Raw genomic sequence first — 19,856 nt, 5'->3', positions numbered from 1 at the left:
TGTGATCCGCCACGTGTCAAGAAATTCGAACGTAGTTGCCTTCATTACCTGGCACCCGGGCCTTTCGGCACTACCATACCCGCCCCCGGCAGAGTAACCGTTGCCCCAGGTTTCAGCCACCCAAACCGGAAAAATCGCCCGAGCTGCGGGGACGGTAAGCCTCGCGGTCTTCGCCAGCCGGATTCTGGGCCTGGTGCGGGAACAGGTCTTTGCCGGTCTCTTTGGCGCGGGTTTTGCTTTTGACGCCTATGTCGTCGCCTTCCGCATCCCCAACCTGCTCCGGGACTTATTTGCCGAAGGGGCCTTGAGCTCCGCCTTCGTCACCGTCTTTACCGACTACGACCAGCGCCTGGGTCACGAACAAACCTGGCGGCTGGCCAACAACGTCATCTTCTGCTGTACCTTGCTTTTGAGCCTGCTGGTCCTGGCGGGCATGATCTTTTCTCCCCAACTCGTGGGATTCATGGCCCCGGATTTCGGGGCGGTCCCGGGGAAGCTCGACCTCACCACCCTGATGACCCGGATCATGTTCCCCTTTCTGGTCTTGGTGTCCCTGGCGGCCCTGGCTATGGGGATGCTCAATACCAAAGGAAAATTTTTTGTCCCGTCGCTGTCCTCCAGTTTTTTCAATCTGGGCTCCGTCGTGGTGGGAGTGGGGGTGAGCCTGGTGGCGCCCCGGTTTGGGGTAGAGCCCATTGTTGGCATGGCTTGGGGGGCTCTGGTGGGCGGGGTCCTGCAATTGGCCGTACAGCTACCGCTCCTATGGCGGGTGGGGTTTAGACTCTGTTGGGTTATAGACTTTAAGGAACCGGGGCTCAGGCGAATCGTCAAGTTGATGCTTCCCGCGGTGGTGGGCCTGTCCGCCACCCAAATCAATATCTTCATCAATACCTTCTACGCTTCCAGTTGTGCCCAGGGCAGCATCTCCTGGCTCAGTTACGCCTATCGGCTGTTCCACCTGCCCATGGGGCTGTTCGGCGTAGCCTTGATGGTGGCCACCCTGCCGATGGTCTCCCGCCACGCGGCCAACAAGGACTTGGGCGCTCTCCGGGAAGCTCTGCAGTCCTCCCTATCTCTGGCCATCCTGGTTACCCTGCCTGCGGCCTGCGGTTTGATTTTCCTGGCTCACCCTATCATTGCCCTCATTTATCAGCACGGCCAGTTCACCGCGCTGGATACCCAGCAAACCGCCACTGCCCTGGCGCTTTATTCCCTGGGGTTGGGGGCCTTTGCCGGGGTCAAAATTATGGTGCCGGTGTTCTATGCTCTGGATGATACCCGCATACCGGTGCTGGGCTCTTTTGTGACGGTGGCCGCTAACCTGGGGTTGATCCACCTCACTCTGGCGCCCCTGCAACACCGGGCCATCGCCCTTTCCACATCCCTCAGCATGATTCTAAACTTCCTTGTTCTCGCGGCGGTGCTCTACTCCAAGTTGGACGGTTACCAGGTGCGCAGCCTGCTCCTCAAACTGATGAAGTTAACCGGGGCCAGCCTGATCATGGGCCTGGCGGTATCTTGGCTCCATGGCCATGCCACCGCCTGGTTGGGGCCTGGTTTGATGGGACGGTGCTTAAGTCTGGCTGGAGTGATCGCGGTGGGGCTGGTCCTCTATGTGGCCTTGGTGTCACGCTTACAGATTCCGGAATTTCAGGAGTTGGTGCAACATATACGGAGTAGGCTTAAACGTTCTTAAGGGAGGACCTCATGGAACCGACCAAGAAGATCGGCCCCATCTTGAAGCTTCTGGAGGAGCATTACCCGGACGCCCACGTCACCCTGGACTTCATCAATCCCCTGGAATTGCTGGTGGCCACGGTGCTGAGCGCCCAATGCACCGATGTCCGGGTCAACCAGGTCACCCCGGAGATATTCAAGCGCTACCGCAGCGCGGCCAACTATGCCGACGCCCCCTTGGAAGACTTGGAGCAGGCCATCTATACCACCGGCTTTTATCACCAGAAGGCCAAGAGCATCAAGGCCATCTGCCAGGCTTTGGTTACGCAGTTCGGCGGGCAGGTGCCCGCGTCTCTGGATGACCTGGTAAAACTGCCGGGCATCGGCCGCAAGACGGCTAACGTGATCCTGGGTAACGCCTTCGGCATTCCGGGTATCACGGTTGACACCCACATGGGCAGGGTGTCCCAGCGTCTGGGGCTTACCAAGCAGAAGGACCCGGTCAAGATCGAGTTTGACCTGATGCCCCTGGTGCCAAAGGAGCGTTGGGTAAAGTTTTCTCACCAGATGATCTGGCATGGCCGGCAGGTCTGCACCGCCAAAAAGCCCGACTGTCCTCGCTGCCCCCTACTGCCCCATTGCGATTACGGGCGAAAAGCCACGGGCCAGGCGGCTTGACAGAAGCGGCGATTCATGGCATAAGACGTTAAACAGTGGCTTTAAGGAGGTTAAAACGATGCAGAAGCAATGGCGGCTCAAACTGGTGGCGGTCCTGGTGGCCCTGGCGATGATGGGTGGCTGCGCCGCGACCATGCTTATGGGACTTGGGGGTCTTGCCGCCCTGGGATCGTATAAGTGGGTGGAAGGCACTATGGAGAAAGACTACCCCAAGCCCATGCAGGAGACCTTTAACGCCGCCCTGGAAGCTGCAACAAAGCTGAACCTGAAGGTCACCGCGCAACAGTATACGCCCTCGCAATCACATATCGACGCCGTGACTCAGGATGGCACCGCGGTTAAGGTGGACCTCATTGCCCGTCCTAACAATATCACCACCGTCAAGATCCGTTTTGGCATGATGGGCAACGCCGACTGGTCGGGCTATTACCACCGCCAGATTATGAAGATCCTTAATATTCCGGATCAGCCGTAAACTGGCGCGATATTATTAAGCGGAGCAGGGCAGGGGAGGGCTAAACCTCACTGCCCTGATGCTCGGGGACATAAAAAGGGCCGGAAGTTTTGCTTCCGGCCTTTATTCCTTCATAGAGGGACGGGGAGGAGGTGAGAGGAAGGGAAATTGATTTCACCTGCCCCCGCTCAAAAATTCTTAGCTCCCCCCTCCCAACAACTGAGCGGAGCGGATGGCGTCGCAGATGGCCGGCGGCAGCTTCTTGCCGGCCAGGTTGCCCCGTTTGCCGGCGTGGGCCGGGTGCTCGGGGTTGCAGGGATACTCCCCGCACTCCTCGCAGACCAGCATGCTGCCCTTGCCGTACATGGTCCAGATCAGGTCCACGATATTCCGGATGCGCTCCATGTTGCCCCGGACCAACTCCGGCATACCCTCCACCGTTTTGAATTCCGCGGCGAACTCCGCGGCGCATTCCAGGAAACGGAAGATCTTGGCCAAGAGCGACACGGACCAGGAAAAGGCGTCGGCGATCTCTTCCGCGAAATCCAGGGCCTTCTCATGATGTTCCTTCAGGAAAGCCTCGGTCTCGTCATCTTTGATCTCCTGCATGAACAGGCTGGCCAGGGACTTGGAGACCTCCCCCACTTCCTCCAGCAGGTGGAAGGCAATTTCCTGGACAGATAAGACCTCTATATTATTGGCAAAGATGGTATTAAGCATCTCCGCCATGCCTCTCATGGAAGCAGGTTTTTTGCGGGCGCGGGTTCTTCGGGCATATTCGTGAACACACTGCTTCGTGAACTTCTTGAAATTTTCGTCTCGGTACTCCACCTCTTTGCTGGCAGCCAGACAGGTGCAATGGGGATTGGCCTTAAAAAAGGCGTTGATTTCCCGCATTTTCTGGGAGATTAAGAACGGCACCGCCTCGGTGGGCTCGCAGTGGGCGTGAATCCAGCGACCCAAACAGACCGGGCAGACCCCGGGATACTTAAACCAGACGATGTCCGAGGGGGTGGTGTTGATATACGGCACCAGCTTCACCGCATCACTGCTGTTCTTGGCAGGCTCCTGGGTGACGCGTCGGGCAAAGGTGAGCCACCAAACCACCACCTCCCCCAGTTCCCGGGCCACCTTGTGCCAGCGGTTCTTGCGCACCTCCTCGCACACCTCGGTGGCGTGGGACAAGACGTGAATCCAGACCAGCCAGATGGGGCGGTCTTTATCCTTGGGCCAGATGCTGCCAATGACTTCAGCGTACTCTTCGATGGACGCTTCAGCAGGATTTAACAGGATATTGGTAGTCAAGGGTTCGGTTCGTAAAACACTCATCATCATAACCTCCTGAAGGAGATATCCCCTGCGTTTCCCCTAGCGAGGAAAAACTCGTGGTTTGGTTGCTTAAAGGGAAGATTTGCCGGTAGTGGCTAAAGGTCAGTCAATGATCCCATGCTCGGCTCCGCCAGCATGACTTTGAGAGATAGGGTGAACATACAAATTCTATGGCGATCGGTCAAGGTCGGGACCGTTAATTTTCAGTGAGAATTTTTAGGTGGCGTCGGCGGATTTAGAACTGCCGCAGGAACCGGAGGTCGTTTTCGAAAAAGAGGCGGATATCGTCGATGCCGTATTTGAGCATGGCGATGCGCTCGATGCCCAGCCCAAAGGCAAAGCCGGTGTAGGTTTCCGGGTCGTAGCCCACGGCTTCGAAGACCGCGGGATGGACCATGCCGGAGCCCAGAACCTCCAGCCAGCCGGTGGCCTTGCAGACCCGGCAGCCCTCGCCCCGGCAGATGACGCATTCGATGTCCACTTCGGCGCTCGGCTCCGTGAAGGGAAAATAGCTGGGACGGAAGCGCACCCCCACCTCCGGGCCGAACATCTGGTGCACGAACGCAGTGAGGACCCCCTTGAGGTCGGCAAAGGTGATCCCTTTATCCACCAAGAGGCCCTCTACCTGATGAAACATGGGAGAGTGGGTGATATCCGAATCCCGGCGGTAAACCTTTCCCGGGGCGATGATGCGCACCGGCGGCTGGCGCTTCTCCATGGTGCGGATCTGCATGGGGGAGGTGTGGGTCCGCAGCAACACTTTGTCGTTAAAGTAAAAGGTGTCCTGCATGTCCCGGGCTGGGTGGTCCGGGGGCAGATTCAGGGCCTCGAAGTTATACCAGTCCAGCTCCACCTCGGGGCCTTCCACGGCCTCAAAGCCCAGGTGCAGGAAGATATCGCAGACCTCCGCCATGATCTGGTTCAAAGGATGGATGCGGCCCTTAAGGGCGCGGCGCCCCGGCAGGGTGACATCCACGGCACTGCTGGCCGCCTGACGGGCCGTTTCTTTCATGGCGCGTAAGGCCTCGTCCAGGACTTCTTCCAACGCGACTTTAGCCCGGTTGGCTTCTTGGCCGACGCTCCGCCTGACCTCAGGGTCCAATTTGCCCAAACCCCTTAGGATGGTGGTCAACGCGCCCTTGCGCCCCAAGTATTTAACCCGCAGGACTTCCAAATCATCAGGGCTGTTGGCCCCTTTAATCTCGCTGAACGCCGCGGTTTCGAGATCCTTGACTGCTTGGGAAGACATGGCGATAGCCAACAAATATAGGGCGTGCCGTGCACGCCGATTGATGGCGGCCATGGGCCGCCCTATGTCTGACCGCCGAGAATGGGCGCTGCTTTACTGCCCGCCCTTGGAAAGCTCGGCCACCCGGGCGAACCCTTGGGGATCAAAGATCGCCATATCGGCCAGGACTTTGCGGTCCAGGTTGATCTGAGCCTTTTTCAGGCCCCCGATGAATTTGCTATAAGACATCCCCAGAGGGCGCAGCGCGGCGTTGATGCGAACGATCCACAGGGCGCGGAATTCCCGTTTCCGCACCTTGCGGTCCCGGTAGGCAAAGGTCAAGGACCGTTCGACGGCCTCCCGGGCGGACCGGTAAAGCTTGTGCCGGCCGCTGCGGAACCCCTTGGCCATTCCCAGAAATTTTTTGCGGCGCGCTCTGGAGGCAACGCTTTTTCTCACGCGTGGCATGACGTACTCCTAATCTCAGAGATAAGGCAACAAACGCTTCAAGCTCTTGGCCTCCGCGATGGACATGTAGGCCGCGGACCGCAACTGCCGCTTGCGCTTGGAGCTCTTGCTGGTCAAAATGTGGCTGGTGAAGGGTTGCTTGTGTTTCAGGCGGCCGTTGCCCGTAGCCTTGAAGCGCTTGGCCGCTCCCCGATGGGTCTTCATTTTGGGCATGGTTGTTCCTCGCATGATGCTAACACTGCGGCCGCCATACCGGCGACCGGGTGGATGACCAGTTCATCGTTCTAACTATCGGCTGAACCCAAAATTACACTTTATACTCTATTCATCATATTTTAACAAGATTTCTGCAAAAAAATCCTTTCCCTCGGCCGATCGGGCGTGGCATCAGGCGCGGCGCGGGAAATGGCGCAGAACTACTTAGGCGTAACGATCATGGAGAGGTTCCGGCCTTCCAGTTTGGGATTCGACTCCACGGTTCCCACATCCGCCAGGGCTTCCGCCATCTGGGTCAGAATACGAAAGCCGCGGTCCGTGTGGGCGATCTCCCGGCCCCGGAAAATTACTGAGATCTTAACCTTGTCGCCCTCGGAGAGAAAGCGCCGGGTATTTTTTAACTTGAAGCCCATATCGTGCTCCTCGATCTTGGGCCGGACCTTGATTTCCTTGACCTGGATCGTGGTCGCCTTACGCCGGGCTTCCTGAAGTTTTTTGCTCTGTTCGTACTTGTACTTGCCATAATCCATGATGCGGCAGACCGGCGGGGCGGCCTGGGGCGCTACCTCCACCAGGTCCAGGTGCGCCTCCACTGCCAGGGCTAGCGCCTCTTTGATGGGCATGACCCCGAGCTGTTGGCCGTCAACGCTGATAAGCCGTACCTCCGGCACCCTGATCTGCTCGTTAATCCTGACTCGTTGTTGCTTCGGCTGGATGACCGTCACCTCCTGTTAAGATTGTCTGTAACTCAATTGCTTTGGGCCTAATTTCCCGGTTGAAGCCCCAATCCTTGTGGTTGGTTCAGGGGGAAAAGGGGAAAAGGGAAAAAGGCGAAAAGGATAAAATGCTCCGCTTTTGTTCTCCCTTTTCACCTCTTCGCCGTTTCGCCTTTTCCCCCAAGTTTTTAAGAACCGGGGGGCTTCGGAATTTGGGATTCTTCCTTGAGGCGCTGGATAAACGCTTCCAGTTGGATGCCCTTCAATTCCGTGCCGTCCCGCAGGCGGGGCGCCAGGGTGCGGTCCGCTGCTTCCCGGTCCCCCATGATCACCATATAAGGAATTTTCTGGACCTGGGCCTCTCTGATCTTGTAGCGCAGGCTTTCCTGCCGGGTATCAACTTCCACTCGCAGGTCCGCATCCAGTAGCGCCCGGGCAACTTCCTGGGCATAAGGATGGACCCGGTCGGTAATGGGCAGCAGGACGGCCTGCACCGGGGCCAGCCAGACCGGGAACGCTCCGGCGAAGTGCTCTATCAGGACACCCATGAAGCGCTCCAGGGAGCCCAGGATCACCCGATGGAGCATGACCGGGCGATGGCGTTCCCCATCGTCGCCCACATAGTTGAGGTCAAAGCGCTCCGGCAGGGTAAAATCGCACTGAATCGTAGCGCATTGCCAGCGCCGCTGCAAGGCGTCCTTGAGTTTAATATCGATTTTGGGGCCGTAAAACGCCCCGTCCCCTTCGCAGATGCCGTAGGCTACCCCCCAGGTCGCCAGCGCCCCGATCAAGGCGTTGGTGGCGAGGTCCCACTCGGCGTCAGTGCCGATGGATTTCTCCGGCCGGGTAGACAGCTCTACTTCATACTCGAAGCCGAAGATGCCCATGACTTCGGACACGAACTGCAGCACCCCCAGGATTTCGCTCTCAACTTGCTCGGGCATGCACAGGATATGGGCATCATCCTGGGTAAACTGGCGCACCCGGGTGAGGCCGTGCAATACCCCGGAGCGCTCGTGGCGCATCACGGTGCCCAGCTCGAAAAAGCGCAGGGGCAACTCCCGGTAGCTCCTGACCTTCGACTTGTAGATCAACATGTGGGCCAGGCAGTTCATGGGCTTGATGCCGTACATCTGGCCTTCGACTTCGGTGAAATACATGTTGTCCCGGTAGTTGTCCCAATGGCCCGAGCGTTTCCACAGGTCGGCCTTGAGCATCTGCGGGCCCATCACCATCTGGTAGCCCCGTTTGAGATGCTCCCGGCGTTCAAAATTCTCGATGAGGCTCCTAAGCAGGGCGCCCTTGGGGTGGTAGATCACCATGCCCGGCCCCGCTTCCTCCTCAATACTGAATAGCCCCAACTCCCGCCCCAGGCGGCGGTGGTCCCGCCGTTTGGCCTCCTCCAGGAGTTCCAGGTGGTGCGTCAGCTCTTCCTGGGTAGCAAAGGCGGTCCCGTAAATGCGCTGGAGCATGGGCCTGTGCTCGTCTCCCCGCCAGTAAGCCCCGGAGGTCGCGGTGAGCTTAAACGCTTTAATATAGCCGGTGGACGGAATATGGGGACCCCGGCACAGATCGATGAAATTGCCCTGCTGATACAGGCTCACCTTATCCTGGGGGATCTCTTCCAGGATTTCGACCTTGTAGGCTTCCCCCTGGCCCCTAAAATACCCGATGGCCTGCTCCCGCAGCATTTCGTCCCGGCGGAAAGGCTGATCCTGGGCTGTCAACTCCGCCATATGGGCTTCGATTTTCGTGAGGTCTTCCGGCGTAAAGGGCTCGGGCACGTCGAAGTCGTAATAAAAACCGGCTTCAATGGCCGGGCCGATGGCCACCCTGACCCCGGGAAACAGGTCCCGCACCGCTTCGGCCATTAGGTGAGCGGCGGAATGGCGCATGATCTCAAGACCCTCGGGACTTTCCAGGGGGATGGGGACAAGGGTGCAGTCCTGCGTGAGCGGAGAGTTTATATCCACCGCGTCCCCATTGATCCTGGCGGCCACAACGTTATGGTCGGTGGCCAGGTTTAGTGCCTGCAAGGCCTGGGCTACCGTAGCCCCCTGCTCCAGGGTGATGGTGGGGCCTTGATCCAGGGTAACTTTGATCATGATCGCCTCAATAAAAAAGGCATCTCGGGCCTCTCAAGGAGCCTTCCCAGATGCCGTCCAATGCCCAATTATGTTACATACGGGTTGAAATCAAAGGAATTGCCGTTTAGTTCCCTTATCCCCAAGCGCCAGGGGGCTCTAATCATTTCGGTTCGGGGATTATTTCTCATAAATACCTGTGTTTGTCAAGAAATTTTCGCAAAGCTGTCAACTTAACGGGACAGTCGCTCATGAGCCTTAGGCCCTCTCAAAACCATGAAATCCCGGTAGGGCGGGCGTCCCCGCCCACCACTCTACTTTGAACCTCGAACCTCGAACCTTGAACTTTTCGTAACAGGGGTCCGCTCGAAAACCCCGGTCCGGTCCGGACCGGCCGGCCAGTCGTTCGTCGTTCCCCATGAGAGCTACGACTGGGGCGCTGTGGACCTCACTGGGCCTCGACGCCCGGCTCCGGAGATTATCCTTGCAAGCCGTGGCGGATAGTGAGAAGGTGCATTAAAAGTGCTTCGAGTTATTTCGAAACCGAGGTTTTTTGTCATCCTGAACGAAGTGAAGGATCTCAGCTTGTCGGTAATACGAGGGTCTTCGCTCCGCTCAGAATGACGATGTTCTCCAAGCTGCGAGGGTTTTGGAGGATTCAGGCCTGGAGCCGCCCCCATCGTGTGAAGCCCGTGACAGGGTCTGTTTTAGAAGGCTTTCACTTGTGAAAAAATGAAAAAATTTAAAATTATTCTCATGGCCCTGCTCGCCGGGCTCTGCCTCGCCTGTCAAACGGAGCCGTCTCCGGCCCGATTAAAACAAGTGCTGACCGCATCCTGGCAGAGTTATCGACGTCATTTCATCAATTCTGAGGGCCAGGTCAAGATTCCCGAAGAGGGTGGCGGCACCATCTCCGAAGCCCAGGTTTACGCTCTGCTCCGGGCCGTGTGGGCTGGGGATGGGACCACTTTTGTCCGGGTTTACAGTTGGACTTACCGGCATCTGTCCCGGGCTACGAAATACGGCGACAGTCTGCTGGCCTGGCGCTGGGGCCGTATGCCCGACGGCTCTTGGGGGGTGCTGGATGCCAACAGCGCCGCGGATGCCGACCTGGATTACGCCCTGGCCCTGATTTTGGCCCACCGCAAGGGCTGGCGGGCTCCGCCGGGCCTGCCCGAGTACCTGGAGGAGTCCCGCCGGGTTACAAATGCGATCCTGGCCAAGGAAGTGGTGCGTCTTCCCAACGGCGAACTGCTCCTCACTCCGGGCAACTGGCATGAACCGAAGCCGCCATACCTGGTGAACCCGTCTTATTTCTCGCCCGCGGCTTACCGCCTATTTGCCCAGACCGGCGCAGGTCCAGGGAGGCAACCAGGGAAAAATACTTCCAATGAGGGTACTCCCGCCCCCTTGATGGGGGAGAGCTGGGGTGGGGGTGAGGGCACAGCCGCGGCTGGCCATTGGCGGGACCTACATAAAGCCACCTATCCGTTTTTGGAAAAAATCTGCCGAAGGTTGGGCGATCTGCAAGGCGTGGGCCTCTTCCCCGACTGGTGCCGGGTGGACGCCGCAGGCACCATCAGCCCGGCGCCTGACAAAGGCACCAATTTCGGCTGGGAAGCAGTGCGGGTGCCTTTCCGGGTGGCCCTGGACGGACTGTGGTTTAAGGAATCCCAGGCCGCCCAGTTGCTGAAGAACAGATTTCTGCCGTTTTTTAAGGACCAGTGGCAGGTCCACCACCGGCTCATGGCGGTCTATCACTATAACGGCGCCCCCGCGGTGGACTATGAGAGCCCGGTGCTCTATGCCGGGGTGCTGGCCGCAGCCCTGGCCGCGGGCGATAAGGACTTTGCCCGGGAGATGGCCCTGAAGATCCTGTCCTTCTACCGGGAAGACGACAACCGCGTTTACTTCGAGGCCCCGGACAACTACTACGCCAACAACTGGGCCTGGCTGGGCTTGGCCCTCTATGCAGGGTGGGCTGAGCTCGACAAATGACCGATCTGAAAGACCTCATCTCCTAAGATCGGTATTGGTGGCACAGGCTTTCCAGCCTGTGCTGCAAAACTTGCCACGCCATGTCAAGGTTAGCTTGGCGGAACAGATCATGCCGACGGCCGGAAAGTTTTCCTCCGGCGGGTGCCAAAATGTGATATAATTACAAAATTAAACTCTTTCTATGAACCAGGAATTGCCCCATATCTATACGGTGACCGCCCTCACCCGGGAGATTCGGGACCGGTTGGAGACCTATTTCTCCCTGGTCTGGGTGAGCGGCGAGATCTCCAATCTCCGGCAGCCGTTGAGCGGCCACTATTACTTTACCCTCAAGGATGCCGGGGCCCAGCTTAAGGCGGTGCTCTTCAAGGGCAATCACCAGCATATGCGCGCCAAGCCTCAGGAGGGCAAACAGTTCCTCTGCCGGGGCCGACTCACGGTGTATGAACCCCGGGGGGAATACCAGTTGGTGGTGGATTACCTGGAGCCCCTGGGGCTCGGAGCCCTGGCGCAGGCCTTCGATATCCTGAAAACCCGCCTTGCCGCCGAGGGACTCTTTGCCCCGGAGTCGAAGAAACCCTTGCCATTCCTGCCCCGGAAAATCGCGCTGGTCACTTCCCCCACGGGCGCGGCGGTGCGGGATTTTCTGCGTCTGTTGAAGCAGCGCTACTTAAACGTTGAGGTGCTTATTCATCCGGTGAAGGTGCAGGGGGCCGAAGCCGCGGGAGAAATTACCCGGGCCTTGGACGACCTGAGCGCTTATCCCGGTATTGACGTCATTGTCCTGGCCCGGGGCGGCGGTTCCCTGGAAGACTTGTGGCCCTTCAATGAAGAGAGCGTGGCCCGGGCCATCCATCGCTGCCCCATCCCGGTGGTCTCGGCGGTGGGTCACGAAGTGGATTTTACCATTGCCGATTTTGTGGCGGACCATAGAGCCCCCACGCCCAGTGCCGCGGTGGAACTGGTGGTGCCGGATAAGGCTGAACTTTTACGCCGCCTGACCCGCCTGGGCGTCACCCTGGCCCGAACCTTAGCCCGGCGCCGGGACCAGGCCCGGCAGCACCTGGATTTGATGGCCCGGCGGCTGCCGGATGTGCGCCGCAATCTCACTGACCTGCGTCTCAGGTTGGATGAGCGCTCCGAGGTCCTGGTGCGGCGGACCCGGCGAGCTGTGATCCACCAGGAGCAGCACCTGCGCCTGGCCACTTCCCGGCTTTTTCTCTTAAGCCCACGGCGGGCCTTGGGGACGCCCCGGCAGCGGCTGGAACAGGCGGCCGCCAGGCTGGGCCAGTGCCTCTGCCAACGCCTGGTGGAACGCCGCCGGCACCTGGACTACTGCCAGACGCACCTGGCGCAACTGAATCCCCTCTCCATTTTACAACGGGGCTACGCGGTGGCCACTCTGCTGCCGGCAGAGACGGTAATTCGGGACGCCGCTCTGGTGCCTCCGGGCGCGGAAATTCGGGTCCAGGTGGCCAGGGGCCGGATGGATTGTGAAGTGCAAAAAGTGAGCGGTAAGCAGTGAGCAGTTTTTTATTGTGGCTGCGAAAATAACCAGTGATTCTATGAGGTTGCGGTAACCGCAGGCTCCATAGGGTGGGCCGTGCCCGCCGAATTTCGGCGGCCACAGGCCGCCCTATAAATACTTTCAAAACCGAAAACGGAAAACAGCTGAAAGAACGGCGGCCACGGGCCGCCCTATATCTACTATAAGGTTGTAGCCGCAGGCTTTAGTCTGCGCCGACCCAGGCTGAAAAGCCTGTGCCACCGAAAACCGAAAACCGAAAAGTGTTCTAAAATGGCCAAAGCAAAGCAGGAAGAACCGACGTTTGAGGCGGGGCTAAAGCGCCTGGAGGAAGTGCTGGATTCTCTGGAGCACGGCGATCTGGCCCTGGAAGAGGCCATGCGCGCCTTCGAGGAAGGGGTGCAATTGGTGCGGGTCTGCCATAAAAAGTTGGACGAAGTGGAAAAGCGGGTGGACCTCCTCCTCAAGGACGATGCCGGGCGGTTTTTTACCCGGCCGTTCCCGGAAGATGAAGGTAACAGCCAGTGATCAGTAATCAGTAATCATTCGCCTGGTTTTGTACTGATCACTGATCACTGTTTACTGATTACTCTTAAGTTTCTTGCGAGGAAAACTTGGATCTCAAAGCTTACCTGGAAGAACGCCGGGGATTAATCAATCGGACCCTGCAGGCATACTTGCCGCAGGTGCGGGGACCGGCCTTCCGGGTGACCCAGGCCATGCACTACAGCCTGTTCGTGGGCGGTAAAAGGCTGCGTCCCATTTTGTGCCTGGCCGCGGCAGAAGCCGTGGGGGGCGACCCGGGTGAAGCCTTGCCCGTAGCCTGCGCCTTGGAAATGGTCCACACCTATTCCCTGATCCATGACGATCTGCCGGCCATGGATGACGATGACCTGCGCCGGGGGCAACCCACCTGCCATAAGCAATATGACGAGGCCACCGCTATCCTGGCAGGAGACGGCCTGCTCACCGAGGCTTTTCGCACCATGGCCGCGGCGGCTTACAAATATGAGGGCCGGGAAAGAGTCCTGCTGGACGTGATCAACCTGGTGGCGTCTGCCGCGGGTTACCAGGGCATGGTGGGGGGCCAGATGTTGGATCTGCTGGCAGAAGGCCGCCGGGTCACCTTAAAGGAGTTGGAGACCATCCATCGCGCCAAGACCGGGGCTTTGCTTACCGCGGCCGTGCGGGCCGGGGCTCTCATGGGGGGCGGCAACCGGGTCGAAGTGACTGCCCTGACCACGTATGGCGAAAAATTTGGGTTAGCGTTTCAGATTACCGATGATCTATTAGATGTAGAAGGTGAAACCGCTGAAATGGGCAAGGCTGCGGGTATGGATGAGAAGCGCCAGAAAGCGACGTATCCTGCGGTGCTGGGCCTGGAAGCCACCCGGGCCTGGTCCCGGCGCCTGGTGGCGGAGGCCGTCGCGTCGCTGGAATCCTTTCAAGCCAAGGCCGAACCCTTGCGGGAACTGGCCCAATATCTGCTGGTACGGCGCTCTTAGGAAAATAGTCATAACTTGAAATGAGTGTGTGATAGTATTGACTTTAGAAACAACCCATGGGGGAGAGGTTAAGCATACATGGACAATCGTCAAGGCAACAGACCGGATGTTTCGGTCCGCCGTTTGTTGGATACCATCAATAATCCTCAGGACTTAAAGAAGCTGCCGCCGGAATTCCTGCCGCAACTGGCCAAGGAGATCCGGGAGAAGATCATCTCCACCGTGGCGCTCACCGGGGGGCACCTGGCCCCCAGCCTGGGGGTCGTTGAGCTCTCCATCGCCCTGCACTACGTCTTTGACTGCCCCCGGGACAAGATCGTCTGGGATGTGGGACACCAGGCCTATGCCCATAAATTGCTCACCGGCCGTCAAGACCGGTTCCATACCCTGCGCCAGCACGGCGGTATCAGCGGCTTTCCCAAGCGCGGCGAAAGTCCCTACGACGCCTTCGACACCGGGCACAGCTCTACCTCCATCTCCGCGGCTTTAGGCATTGCCAGCGCCCGCTGCCTGAAGCGGGAACGCAACCGGGTGATCGCGGTGATCGGCGACGGCTCCATGACCGCGGGGATCGCCTTTGAGGGCCTCAACAACGCCGGGGACCTGAACAAAGATCTTATAGTGATCTTAAATGACAACGGCATGTCCATCGCTCCCAATGTGGGCGCCCTGTCCTCCTTTTTAAGCCGCCAACTCACCCGTCCCACCATGGTCTTTCTGAAAAAGCAGGTGGAAAATCTGCTGCGCTCCTTTCCGGCCATCGGCGATGATCTGTTGCTCTGGGCCAAGCGGAGCGAAGAATCTTTCAAGGCCTTTTTCACCCCGGGCATGCTCTTCGAGGCGCTGAAATTTACCTATCTGGGGCCGGTGAACGGCCACCGCCTGGACCATTTACTTGAGACTTTGCAGAATGTTAAGAACTTAAGAGGCCCCATCCTGGTCCATGTGCTCACCACCAAGGGCAAGGGCTACGAGCCCGCCGAAACCGACCCCACCGGCTTCCATGGCCTGGGCAAATTCGATCCCGATACCGGCGAGCCCACGAAGAGCGTGAGTAAGGTCCCGAGTTACACCCAGGTTTTTGGCGACACCCTGGTTCGACTCGGTCGGGAGAACCCCCGGATTGTCGCCATTACTGCGGCGATGCCTGATGGCACCGGTTTGACGGACTTCCGCACAGAGTTCCCCAGCCGCTTCTTTGATGTAGGCATCTGTGAGCAGCACGCCGTGACTTTTGCCGGCGGCCTGGCCTCGGAAGGCATGCGGCCCGTGACCACCATCTACTCCACCTTCATGCAGCGGGCCTATGATCAGGTGCTCCACGATGTCTGCATCCAAAAGCTGCCGGTGGTCTTTGCCCTGGATCGGAGCGGGGTCGTGGGCGAAGACGGCGAGACCCACCAGGGGCTCTTCGACCTGTCGTTTCTGCGCCATCTGCCCAACCTGGTCGTAATGGCTCCCAAGGACGAAAATGAATTGCGGGACATGCTCTTCACCGCGGTGGAGCATCCTGGTCCCATCGCCCTTCGGTACCCCCGGGGCCGGGGCGTGGGAGTGGCGTTTTCTTCCACCCTGAGCCAGTTGCCCATCGGCAAGGCCGAGGTCTTGCGGGAAGGGGAGGACCTGCTCATCCTGGCCCTGGGCGCCTCGGTGTATCCGGCCCTGGACGCGGCCAAGGAACTGGACAAGCAGGGGTTCAGCGCTACCGTGGTTAACGCCCGCTTCGTCAAGCCTTTAGATGAGCACCTGATCTTGAGCCTGGCGGCCAAACACGGCCGGGTCCTGACGGTGGAGGAAAACGTGCTGGCGGGCGGCTTCGGCAGCGCGGTGCTGGAACTCCTGGCGGACCGGAATCTCTTCGGGATCACGGTCAAACGCTGCGGGATTCCCGACATCTTCGTAGAACACGGCACCCAGGATATTCTCCGTAAGAAATACGGCCTGGATGCCGCCGGCATCCTGAAAAGCGCCCTCGCCATCCTGGAGCAACCGGCCCAGCCCAAGAAAGTGGTCTGGGGCACGTTCAATTAAAGAGGGTTTCGGTTAAGGCAGACAAGGCAGGGGGCAATGATCCCTGCCTTTTTCATTTTTTTATTAAGGGAGTAATCCTTGCATCACCGGAGGATATATGCAACTTAAGCAGTATCGTGAAGTCAGCGCCACGCATTTTGATAATGACCAGGCCAAGGGCATAGACGCCCGGGTGGTCATCGGTAAGAATGACGGCGGCGATAATTTTTATATGCGGGTATTTGAGATAGCTCCCGGAGGCCATACGCCGATGCATACCCATGATTGGGAGCATGAGATGTTTATCCATGCCGGGGAGGGCGAGGTCTTCGGTAATAACTGCTGGAACCCGATCAAGCCTGGCAAAGTAGTCCTTATCCCCGCCAATGAGATGCATCAATTGCGGAATCCCGGCAAGGAGTTATTGGTGGTTGTCTGCCTCGTCCCCGGGACCGCTCCGGAATTATAAGGTGGCTGGAATTCTAACAATCAGAACTCCGTCACTCTCTAAACAAATGGGAATATAATGCCTTGAGCATTATCGTTCTCCAGTTCGCTTGGCCGGCGGGAAAAAAGAGAAAACCGGAAACCTCAAACTGAAAACCGGAAACCCAAAGCCCAAAACTCGCCTGGATCAACTCTTGGTGACCCGGGGTCTGGCTAAGAGCCGGGCCCAGGCCCAAGCCTTGATCCTGGCCGGGCGGGTGCAGGTGGAGGGCCTGTCCGCGCCCAAGGCCGGCGCCTTGGTGCCGGATGAGGTCCGGGTCACCCTGAAGGAGTCGCCTCCCTTTGTCAGCCGGGGTGGGGAGAAACTGGCCGGGGCCCTGGATCATTTTCAAGTGGCCCTAGAGGGCAAGGTGGCCCTCGATGTGGGGGCCTCCACCGGTGGTTTTACCCACTGCCTGCTCACCCGCGGCGCCCGCAAGGTCTATGCCGTGGACGTGGGCTATGGCCAACTGGACGCCGTCTTGAGAAACGATCCCCGGGTGGTGGTATTGGAACGTGTGAATATCCGCCACCTGCCCCGAGAGGCCATTCCCGAGCTTATCGACCTCGCTACCCTCGATCTTTCCTTCATCTCCCTAACTTTGGTGCTGCCGAAGATCCAGGAGTTCCTCCGTCCGGAGGGTGAAATCGTCGCCATGGTCAAGCCCCAATTCGAAGTAGGCAGAGGCCAGGTGGGCAAAGGCGGGGTCGTGCGAGATCTGAAGTTGCAGCAAGACGCGGTGCAGAGGGTGGCCGCGGCTGCGGCCGCTCTAGGCTTTAATGTTAGCCCGGGGTTTCCCGCGCCCCTGAAGGGTCCCAAAGGGAATCAGGAATATTTTCTATATCTTACCCATCAAAGCGAACCCCCGGATTCCCTTGACAAGCCCTCGGACTGATTTTAATATTTAAGTAAATTTGCAGTCTAAAAGAAGAAATGAAGACTGGCGATTTTTCCGGGAGGGAAAAACGCCGGATAGGGAGCAAACATATGGAAAACAGAATCAAAACCGTGCTTTTACTGGCCGGCTTGACCGCGTTTCTCATCTTTATGGGAAGAATCCTGGGCGGCCGCTCCGGCATGTATGTGGCCTTTATCCTGGCCCTGGCCATGAACTTCTTCAGCTACTGGTTTTCCGATAAAATCGTCTTGAAGATGTACGGAGCTCAGGAAACGACGCCCGCCGACGCCCCGCAGCTTCACCAAATCGTAGATGAACTGGCCCATGAGGCAGGTATCCCCAAGCCCCGGGTTTATATCATTCCCGATGATTCGCCCAATGCCTTCGCCACGGGCCGCAACCCGGAGCACGCTGCGGTGGCGGCCACCGAAGGCATCCTGCGCCTGCTCACCCCCGCGGAATTGAAAGGGGTCCTGGCCCATGAGATCGGCCACGTGCGGAACCGGGACATCCTCATTTCCACCATTGCCGCGACCATGGCCGGGGCCATCATGATCCTGGCGGACATGGCCCGGTTCGGGGCCATCTTTGGCGGCTCGCGGGATGACGACGAAAGGGGAGGGATTATCGGAATTTTAGTGATGTCCATCATCGCGCCCATCGCCGCGATGCTCATCCAGATGGCCGTCTCCCGGTCCCGGGAGTACCTGGCGGATGAGACCGGGGCCCACCTGGCCCACAACCCCGAATCTCTGGCCCGGGCCCTGGAGAAGCTCTCCATGGGAGTGCAGCGGGCCCCCATGGACGCCAGCCCAGCCACGGCCCACATGTTTATCGTCAATCCGTTGACGGGCAGCAGCCTCATGAACCTCTTCAGCACCCACCCGCCCATCGAAGAGCGGGTGGCGCGCCTGAGGGCCATGCGCAGCTATTAAGGCTGGAAGGGCAAAATCAATTCATGGTATAAAAGGTCATCCGCCTGGGCAGATGACCTTTTATCGTCCTTGCGCAGGGCTTTTCGACTGATCTCCCGAAGGCGGCAAGGAGGCCGACAATGATAATACGACAAATTGTGGTTACATACCTATTGGGCTTGGTGGTTCTGGCGGTGCCGGCCTGGGCCGGACAGGCGCTTCTGGTAAAAGGGATGGAGGCCCAGAAAGTGGGTCACAATGAGGAAGCCCTGAAACTGCTTAATGGATACATAGACCGCTATCCCCAGGTGGTCGAGGCCAGGTACTATCGCGCCCTGGCCCTGAATGGCTTGGGGCGCAAGAAAGAAGCCCTGGAGGATGTGGACAAGGCCCTGACGGATAACCCCGATAACATCAAGGCCCTCCTGCTCAAGGGGGACCTCTTGGTGGAAATGGACCGGCGCCCCGAGGCCATTTTGGTTTATTCACAGGTTATGAAGTGTGACCCCAAAAACGCCGAGGCCTGCAAGCAAAGGGGAGATTGCCTGGCCCAGGTAGGTAAGTTCGACGAGGCCATCGCCGACCTCAATCGAGCCGCCAGACTGGCTCCCCGAGACCCCTGGGTCTTCAACAAGCGAGGCATGGCCTGGTTTTGCCAGGCTGAATATCAGAAGGCGGTGAACGACTTCACTACGGCAATTGGGTTGCAACCCGACCTGGCCCTATCTTATTTTTTCCGGGGGAATATCTATCGCCACCATTTGAAAGAACCGGACAAGGCCGTTGCCGACTTTCAGGCGGGGTGCCGGCTGGGGAGCACCCTTTGCTGCGGAGAGTTGGAAAAAATGGGGGTCAAGCCGGAAGGAAAATAGTTAAAGTGCTAGTCTAAAGTTCTTTCCTTCTATTCCCCTCTCCCCTTGTGGGAGAGGGGAGGGGTGAATAAGAAAAAACTTTTGGCACTGATTATAACCACCGTTACATTTCAGCTCTGCAATTCCTAATAATGCACACTTGAAAAGCCTGTCATCTTTCATATCGTTGTTGGATGCATCGCAGTCCTGAGTTTATGCTGTCTCCATGCCTTGCCGGGATAAAAGCGAATCACCACTGGCCAACCTGAGAAAAATGGGCAGGCTCCAGCCGTCCCACCCGTGCCGCGTCCCGGGACAAAAATGCCGGTCCATCATTAATTCATTGATATTACTAGCTAAGTTTTACGAAAACCAAATATTTACCCCGGGACAAGCGCGGGACAAGGGCGTGACAACCCTAGCACCGCCTCGACCGGAACGCGCTTGCACGCGGGTTTAGACCGGGTATATGGCGAGGGTACCTCGACAATGTCCCGGCACATGTGCCGGATTTGCCCGTCCAATCGGCCTGCGCCTGGCAATTTTCCACGATTTTTGGGGTCATTTTGAGGGGGTAAAGGCCGTTTAAAAGCCGTTTTTTCTATCATCCTGATAAAACCAAAGCTCTCAACTTGATAAAATATAAAATTTTTCGCTACACTAAAAATGACCATGCTTATCGAAGGAAAGTTTTGATACCGATTCGCCTTCAAATGGTGGCACAGGCGTCTCGCCTGTGCAGGCATAGGCCAGAGCCTCCGCCTGTTAAAATTTGCCCTTTGAACGCAACTCGGTATGAAATGGCTTGCAGTCTGATC

At 58.2% G+C, this 19,856-nt stretch carries 18 protein-coding genes; 12 read left to right on the top strand and 6 right to left on the bottom strand.

All coding sequences use genetic code 11. From position 1 onward, the window contains the following. Positions 1-100: 100 nt before the first annotated feature. The 3 genes from murJ to WC600_12030 are packed head-to-tail and all read left to right on the top strand — an operon-like array spanning position 101 to position 2,830. A complete protein-coding gene (murJ, locus tag WC600_12040; protein ID MFA4903459.1) occupies positions 101-1,696 on the top strand; it encodes a murein biosynthesis integral membrane protein MurJ in 1,596 nt (531 codons plus the stop codon). Between the two features lie 11 nt (positions 1,697-1,707). After that, entirely contained in the window at positions 1,708-2,355 is a 648-nt protein-coding gene (gene nth / locus WC600_12035) for an endonuclease III (GenBank protein ID MFA4903458.1), read from the top strand. 58 nt (positions 2,356-2,413) lie between these two features. Beyond that, positions 2,414-2,830, top strand: coding sequence for a DUF3568 family protein (locus WC600_12030; GenBank protein ID MFA4903457.1), 417 nt, complete (start codon positions 2,414-2,416; stop codon positions 2,828-2,830). A 177-nt stretch (positions 2,831-3,007) separates the two neighbouring features. Here the strand turns inward: WC600_12030 and WC600_12025 are convergent, their stop codons facing one another. The 6 genes from WC600_12025 to thrS all read right to left on the bottom strand — a co-directional run bounded on the left by WC600_12025 (position 3,008) and on the right by thrS (position 8,871). Continuing rightward, positions 3,008-4,144, bottom strand: coding sequence for a hypothetical protein (locus WC600_12025; protein ID MFA4903456.1), 1,137 nt, complete (start codon positions 4,142-4,144; stop codon positions 3,008-3,010). 229 nt (positions 4,145-4,373) lie between these two features. Further along, positions 4,374-5,441 (bottom strand): phenylalanine--tRNA ligase subunit alpha, encoded by a 1,068-nt coding sequence (pheS, locus tag WC600_12020; protein MFA4903455.1) that lies wholly within the window; start codon positions 5,439-5,441, stop codon positions 4,374-4,376. A 39-nt stretch (positions 5,442-5,480) separates the two neighbouring features. Further along, a complete protein-coding gene (rplT, locus tag WC600_12015) occupies positions 5,481-5,834 on the bottom strand; it encodes a 50S ribosomal protein L20 (GenBank protein ID MFA4903454.1) in 354 nt (117 codons plus the stop codon). A gap of 15 nt (positions 5,835-5,849) precedes the next feature. Further along, on the bottom strand, positions 5,850-6,047 hold the full coding sequence (rpmI, locus tag WC600_12010) for a 50S ribosomal protein L35 (GenBank protein ID MFA4903453.1): 198 nt from the start codon (positions 6,045-6,047) through the stop codon (positions 5,850-5,852). Positions 6,048-6,250: 203 nt separating this feature from the next. Further along, a complete protein-coding gene (infC, locus tag WC600_12005) occupies positions 6,251-6,775 on the bottom strand; it encodes a translation initiation factor IF-3 (protein ID MFA4903452.1) in 525 nt (174 codons plus the stop codon). A 179-nt stretch (positions 6,776-6,954) separates the two neighbouring features. After that, the gene (thrS, locus tag WC600_12000; protein MFA4903451.1) at positions 6,955-8,871 is read right to left on the bottom strand and encodes a threonine--tRNA ligase; all 1,917 of its coding nucleotides are present in this window, start codon (positions 8,869-8,871) and stop codon (positions 6,955-6,957) included. A 711-nt stretch (positions 8,872-9,582) separates the two neighbouring features. Here thrS and WC600_11995 point away from each other — a divergent pair. The 9 genes from WC600_11995 to WC600_11955 all read left to right on the top strand — a co-directional run bounded on the left by WC600_11995 (position 9,583) and on the right by WC600_11955 (position 19,059). After that, positions 9,583-10,848: a glycosyl hydrolase family 8 gene (locus tag WC600_11995; GenBank protein ID MFA4903450.1), complete on the top strand. Its 1,266-nt coding sequence runs from the start codon at positions 9,583-9,585 to the stop codon at positions 10,846-10,848. 181 nt (positions 10,849-11,029) lie between these two features. Then, positions 11,030-12,373, top strand: a complete 1,344-nt coding sequence (gene xseA / locus WC600_11990; protein ID MFA4903449.1) for an exodeoxyribonuclease VII large subunit — start codon at positions 11,030-11,032, stop codon at positions 12,371-12,373. A 273-nt stretch (positions 12,374-12,646) separates the two neighbouring features. Then, entirely contained in the window at positions 12,647-12,901 is a 255-nt protein-coding gene (locus WC600_11985) for an exodeoxyribonuclease VII small subunit (GenBank protein ID MFA4903448.1), read from the top strand. Positions 12,902-12,987: 86 nt separating this feature from the next. Beyond that, on the top strand, positions 12,988-13,878 hold the full coding sequence (locus WC600_11980; GenBank protein MFA4903447.1) for a polyprenyl synthetase family protein: 891 nt from the start codon (positions 12,988-12,990) through the stop codon (positions 13,876-13,878). 78 nt (positions 13,879-13,956) lie between these two features. Beyond that, positions 13,957-15,909: a 1-deoxy-D-xylulose-5-phosphate synthase gene (gene dxs, locus WC600_11975; GenBank protein ID MFA4903446.1), complete on the top strand. Its 1,953-nt coding sequence runs from the start codon at positions 13,957-13,959 to the stop codon at positions 15,907-15,909. Between the two features lie 97 nt (positions 15,910-16,006). Beyond that, positions 16,007-16,357: a cupin domain-containing protein gene (locus WC600_11970; GenBank protein ID MFA4903445.1), complete on the top strand. Its 351-nt coding sequence runs from the start codon at positions 16,007-16,009 to the stop codon at positions 16,355-16,357. 88 nt (positions 16,358-16,445) lie between these two features. Next, positions 16,446-17,270 (top strand): TlyA family RNA methyltransferase, encoded by an 825-nt coding sequence (locus WC600_11965; GenBank protein MFA4903444.1) that lies wholly within the window; start codon positions 16,446-16,448, stop codon positions 17,268-17,270. Positions 17,271-17,362: 92 nt separating this feature from the next. Continuing rightward, positions 17,363-18,208, top strand: coding sequence for a zinc metalloprotease HtpX (gene htpX / locus WC600_11960; GenBank protein MFA4903443.1), 846 nt, complete (start codon positions 17,363-17,365; stop codon positions 18,206-18,208). Positions 18,209-18,327: 119 nt separating this feature from the next. Continuing rightward, on the top strand, positions 18,328-19,059 hold the full coding sequence (locus tag WC600_11955; protein ID MFA4903442.1) for a tetratricopeptide repeat protein: 732 nt from the start codon (positions 18,328-18,330) through the stop codon (positions 19,057-19,059). Positions 19,060-19,856 lie beyond the last annotated feature (797 nt).

The sequence above is a fragment of the Desulfobaccales bacterium genome (genome assembly GCA_041648175.1).
GTDB lineage: Bacteria > Desulfobacterota > Desulfobaccia > Desulfobaccales > 0-14-0-80-60-11 > 0-14-0-80-60-11.
Note: the sequence above shows the minus strand (reverse complement) of the source record. Positions and strands in the feature narration are given on the sequence as shown.

Excerpts from the sequence above, each read along its gene's own strand:
- pheS (MFA4903455.1), bottom strand. The coding sequence starts at position 5,441 with ATGGCCGCCATCAATCGGCGTGCACGGCACGCCCTATATTTGTTGGCT.
- rpmI (MFA4903453.1), bottom strand. The coding sequence starts at position 6,047 with ATGCCCAAAATGAAGACCCATCGGGGAGCGGCCAAGCGCTTCAAGGCT.
- WC600_11955 (MFA4903442.1), top strand. The coding sequence starts at position 18,328 with ATGATAATACGACAAATTGTGGTTACATACCTATTGGGCTTGGTGGTT.
- xseA (MFA4903449.1), top strand. The coding sequence starts at position 11,030 with ATGAACCAGGAATTGCCCCATATCTATACGGTGACCGCCCTCACCCGG.
- WC600_11995 (MFA4903450.1), top strand. The coding sequence starts at position 9,583 with ATGAAAAAATTTAAAATTATTCTCATGGCCCTGCTCGCCGGGCTCTGC.
- dxs (MFA4903446.1), top strand. The coding sequence starts at position 13,957 with ATGGACAATCGTCAAGGCAACAGACCGGATGTTTCGGTCCGCCGTTTG.
- WC600_12025 (MFA4903456.1), bottom strand. The coding sequence starts at position 4,144 with ATGATGATGAGTGTTTTACGAACCGAACCCTTGACTACCAATATCCTG.
- rplT (MFA4903454.1), bottom strand. The coding sequence starts at position 5,834 with ATGCCACGCGTGAGAAAAAGCGTTGCCTCCAGAGCGCGCCGCAAAAAA.
- WC600_11970 (MFA4903445.1), top strand. The coding sequence starts at position 16,007 with ATGCAACTTAAGCAGTATCGTGAAGTCAGCGCCACGCATTTTGATAAT.
- thrS (MFA4903451.1), bottom strand. The coding sequence starts at position 8,871 with ATGATCAAAGTTACCCTGGATCAAGGCCCCACCATCACCCTGGAGCAG.
- htpX (MFA4903443.1), top strand. The coding sequence starts at position 17,363 with ATGGAAAACAGAATCAAAACCGTGCTTTTACTGGCCGGCTTGACCGCG.
- WC600_12030 (MFA4903457.1), top strand. The coding sequence starts at position 2,414 with ATGCAGAAGCAATGGCGGCTCAAACTGGTGGCGGTCCTGGTGGCCCTG.
- WC600_11985 (MFA4903448.1), top strand. The coding sequence starts at position 12,647 with ATGGCCAAAGCAAAGCAGGAAGAACCGACGTTTGAGGCGGGGCTAAAG.
- nth (MFA4903458.1), top strand. The coding sequence starts at position 1,708 with ATGGAACCGACCAAGAAGATCGGCCCCATCTTGAAGCTTCTGGAGGAG.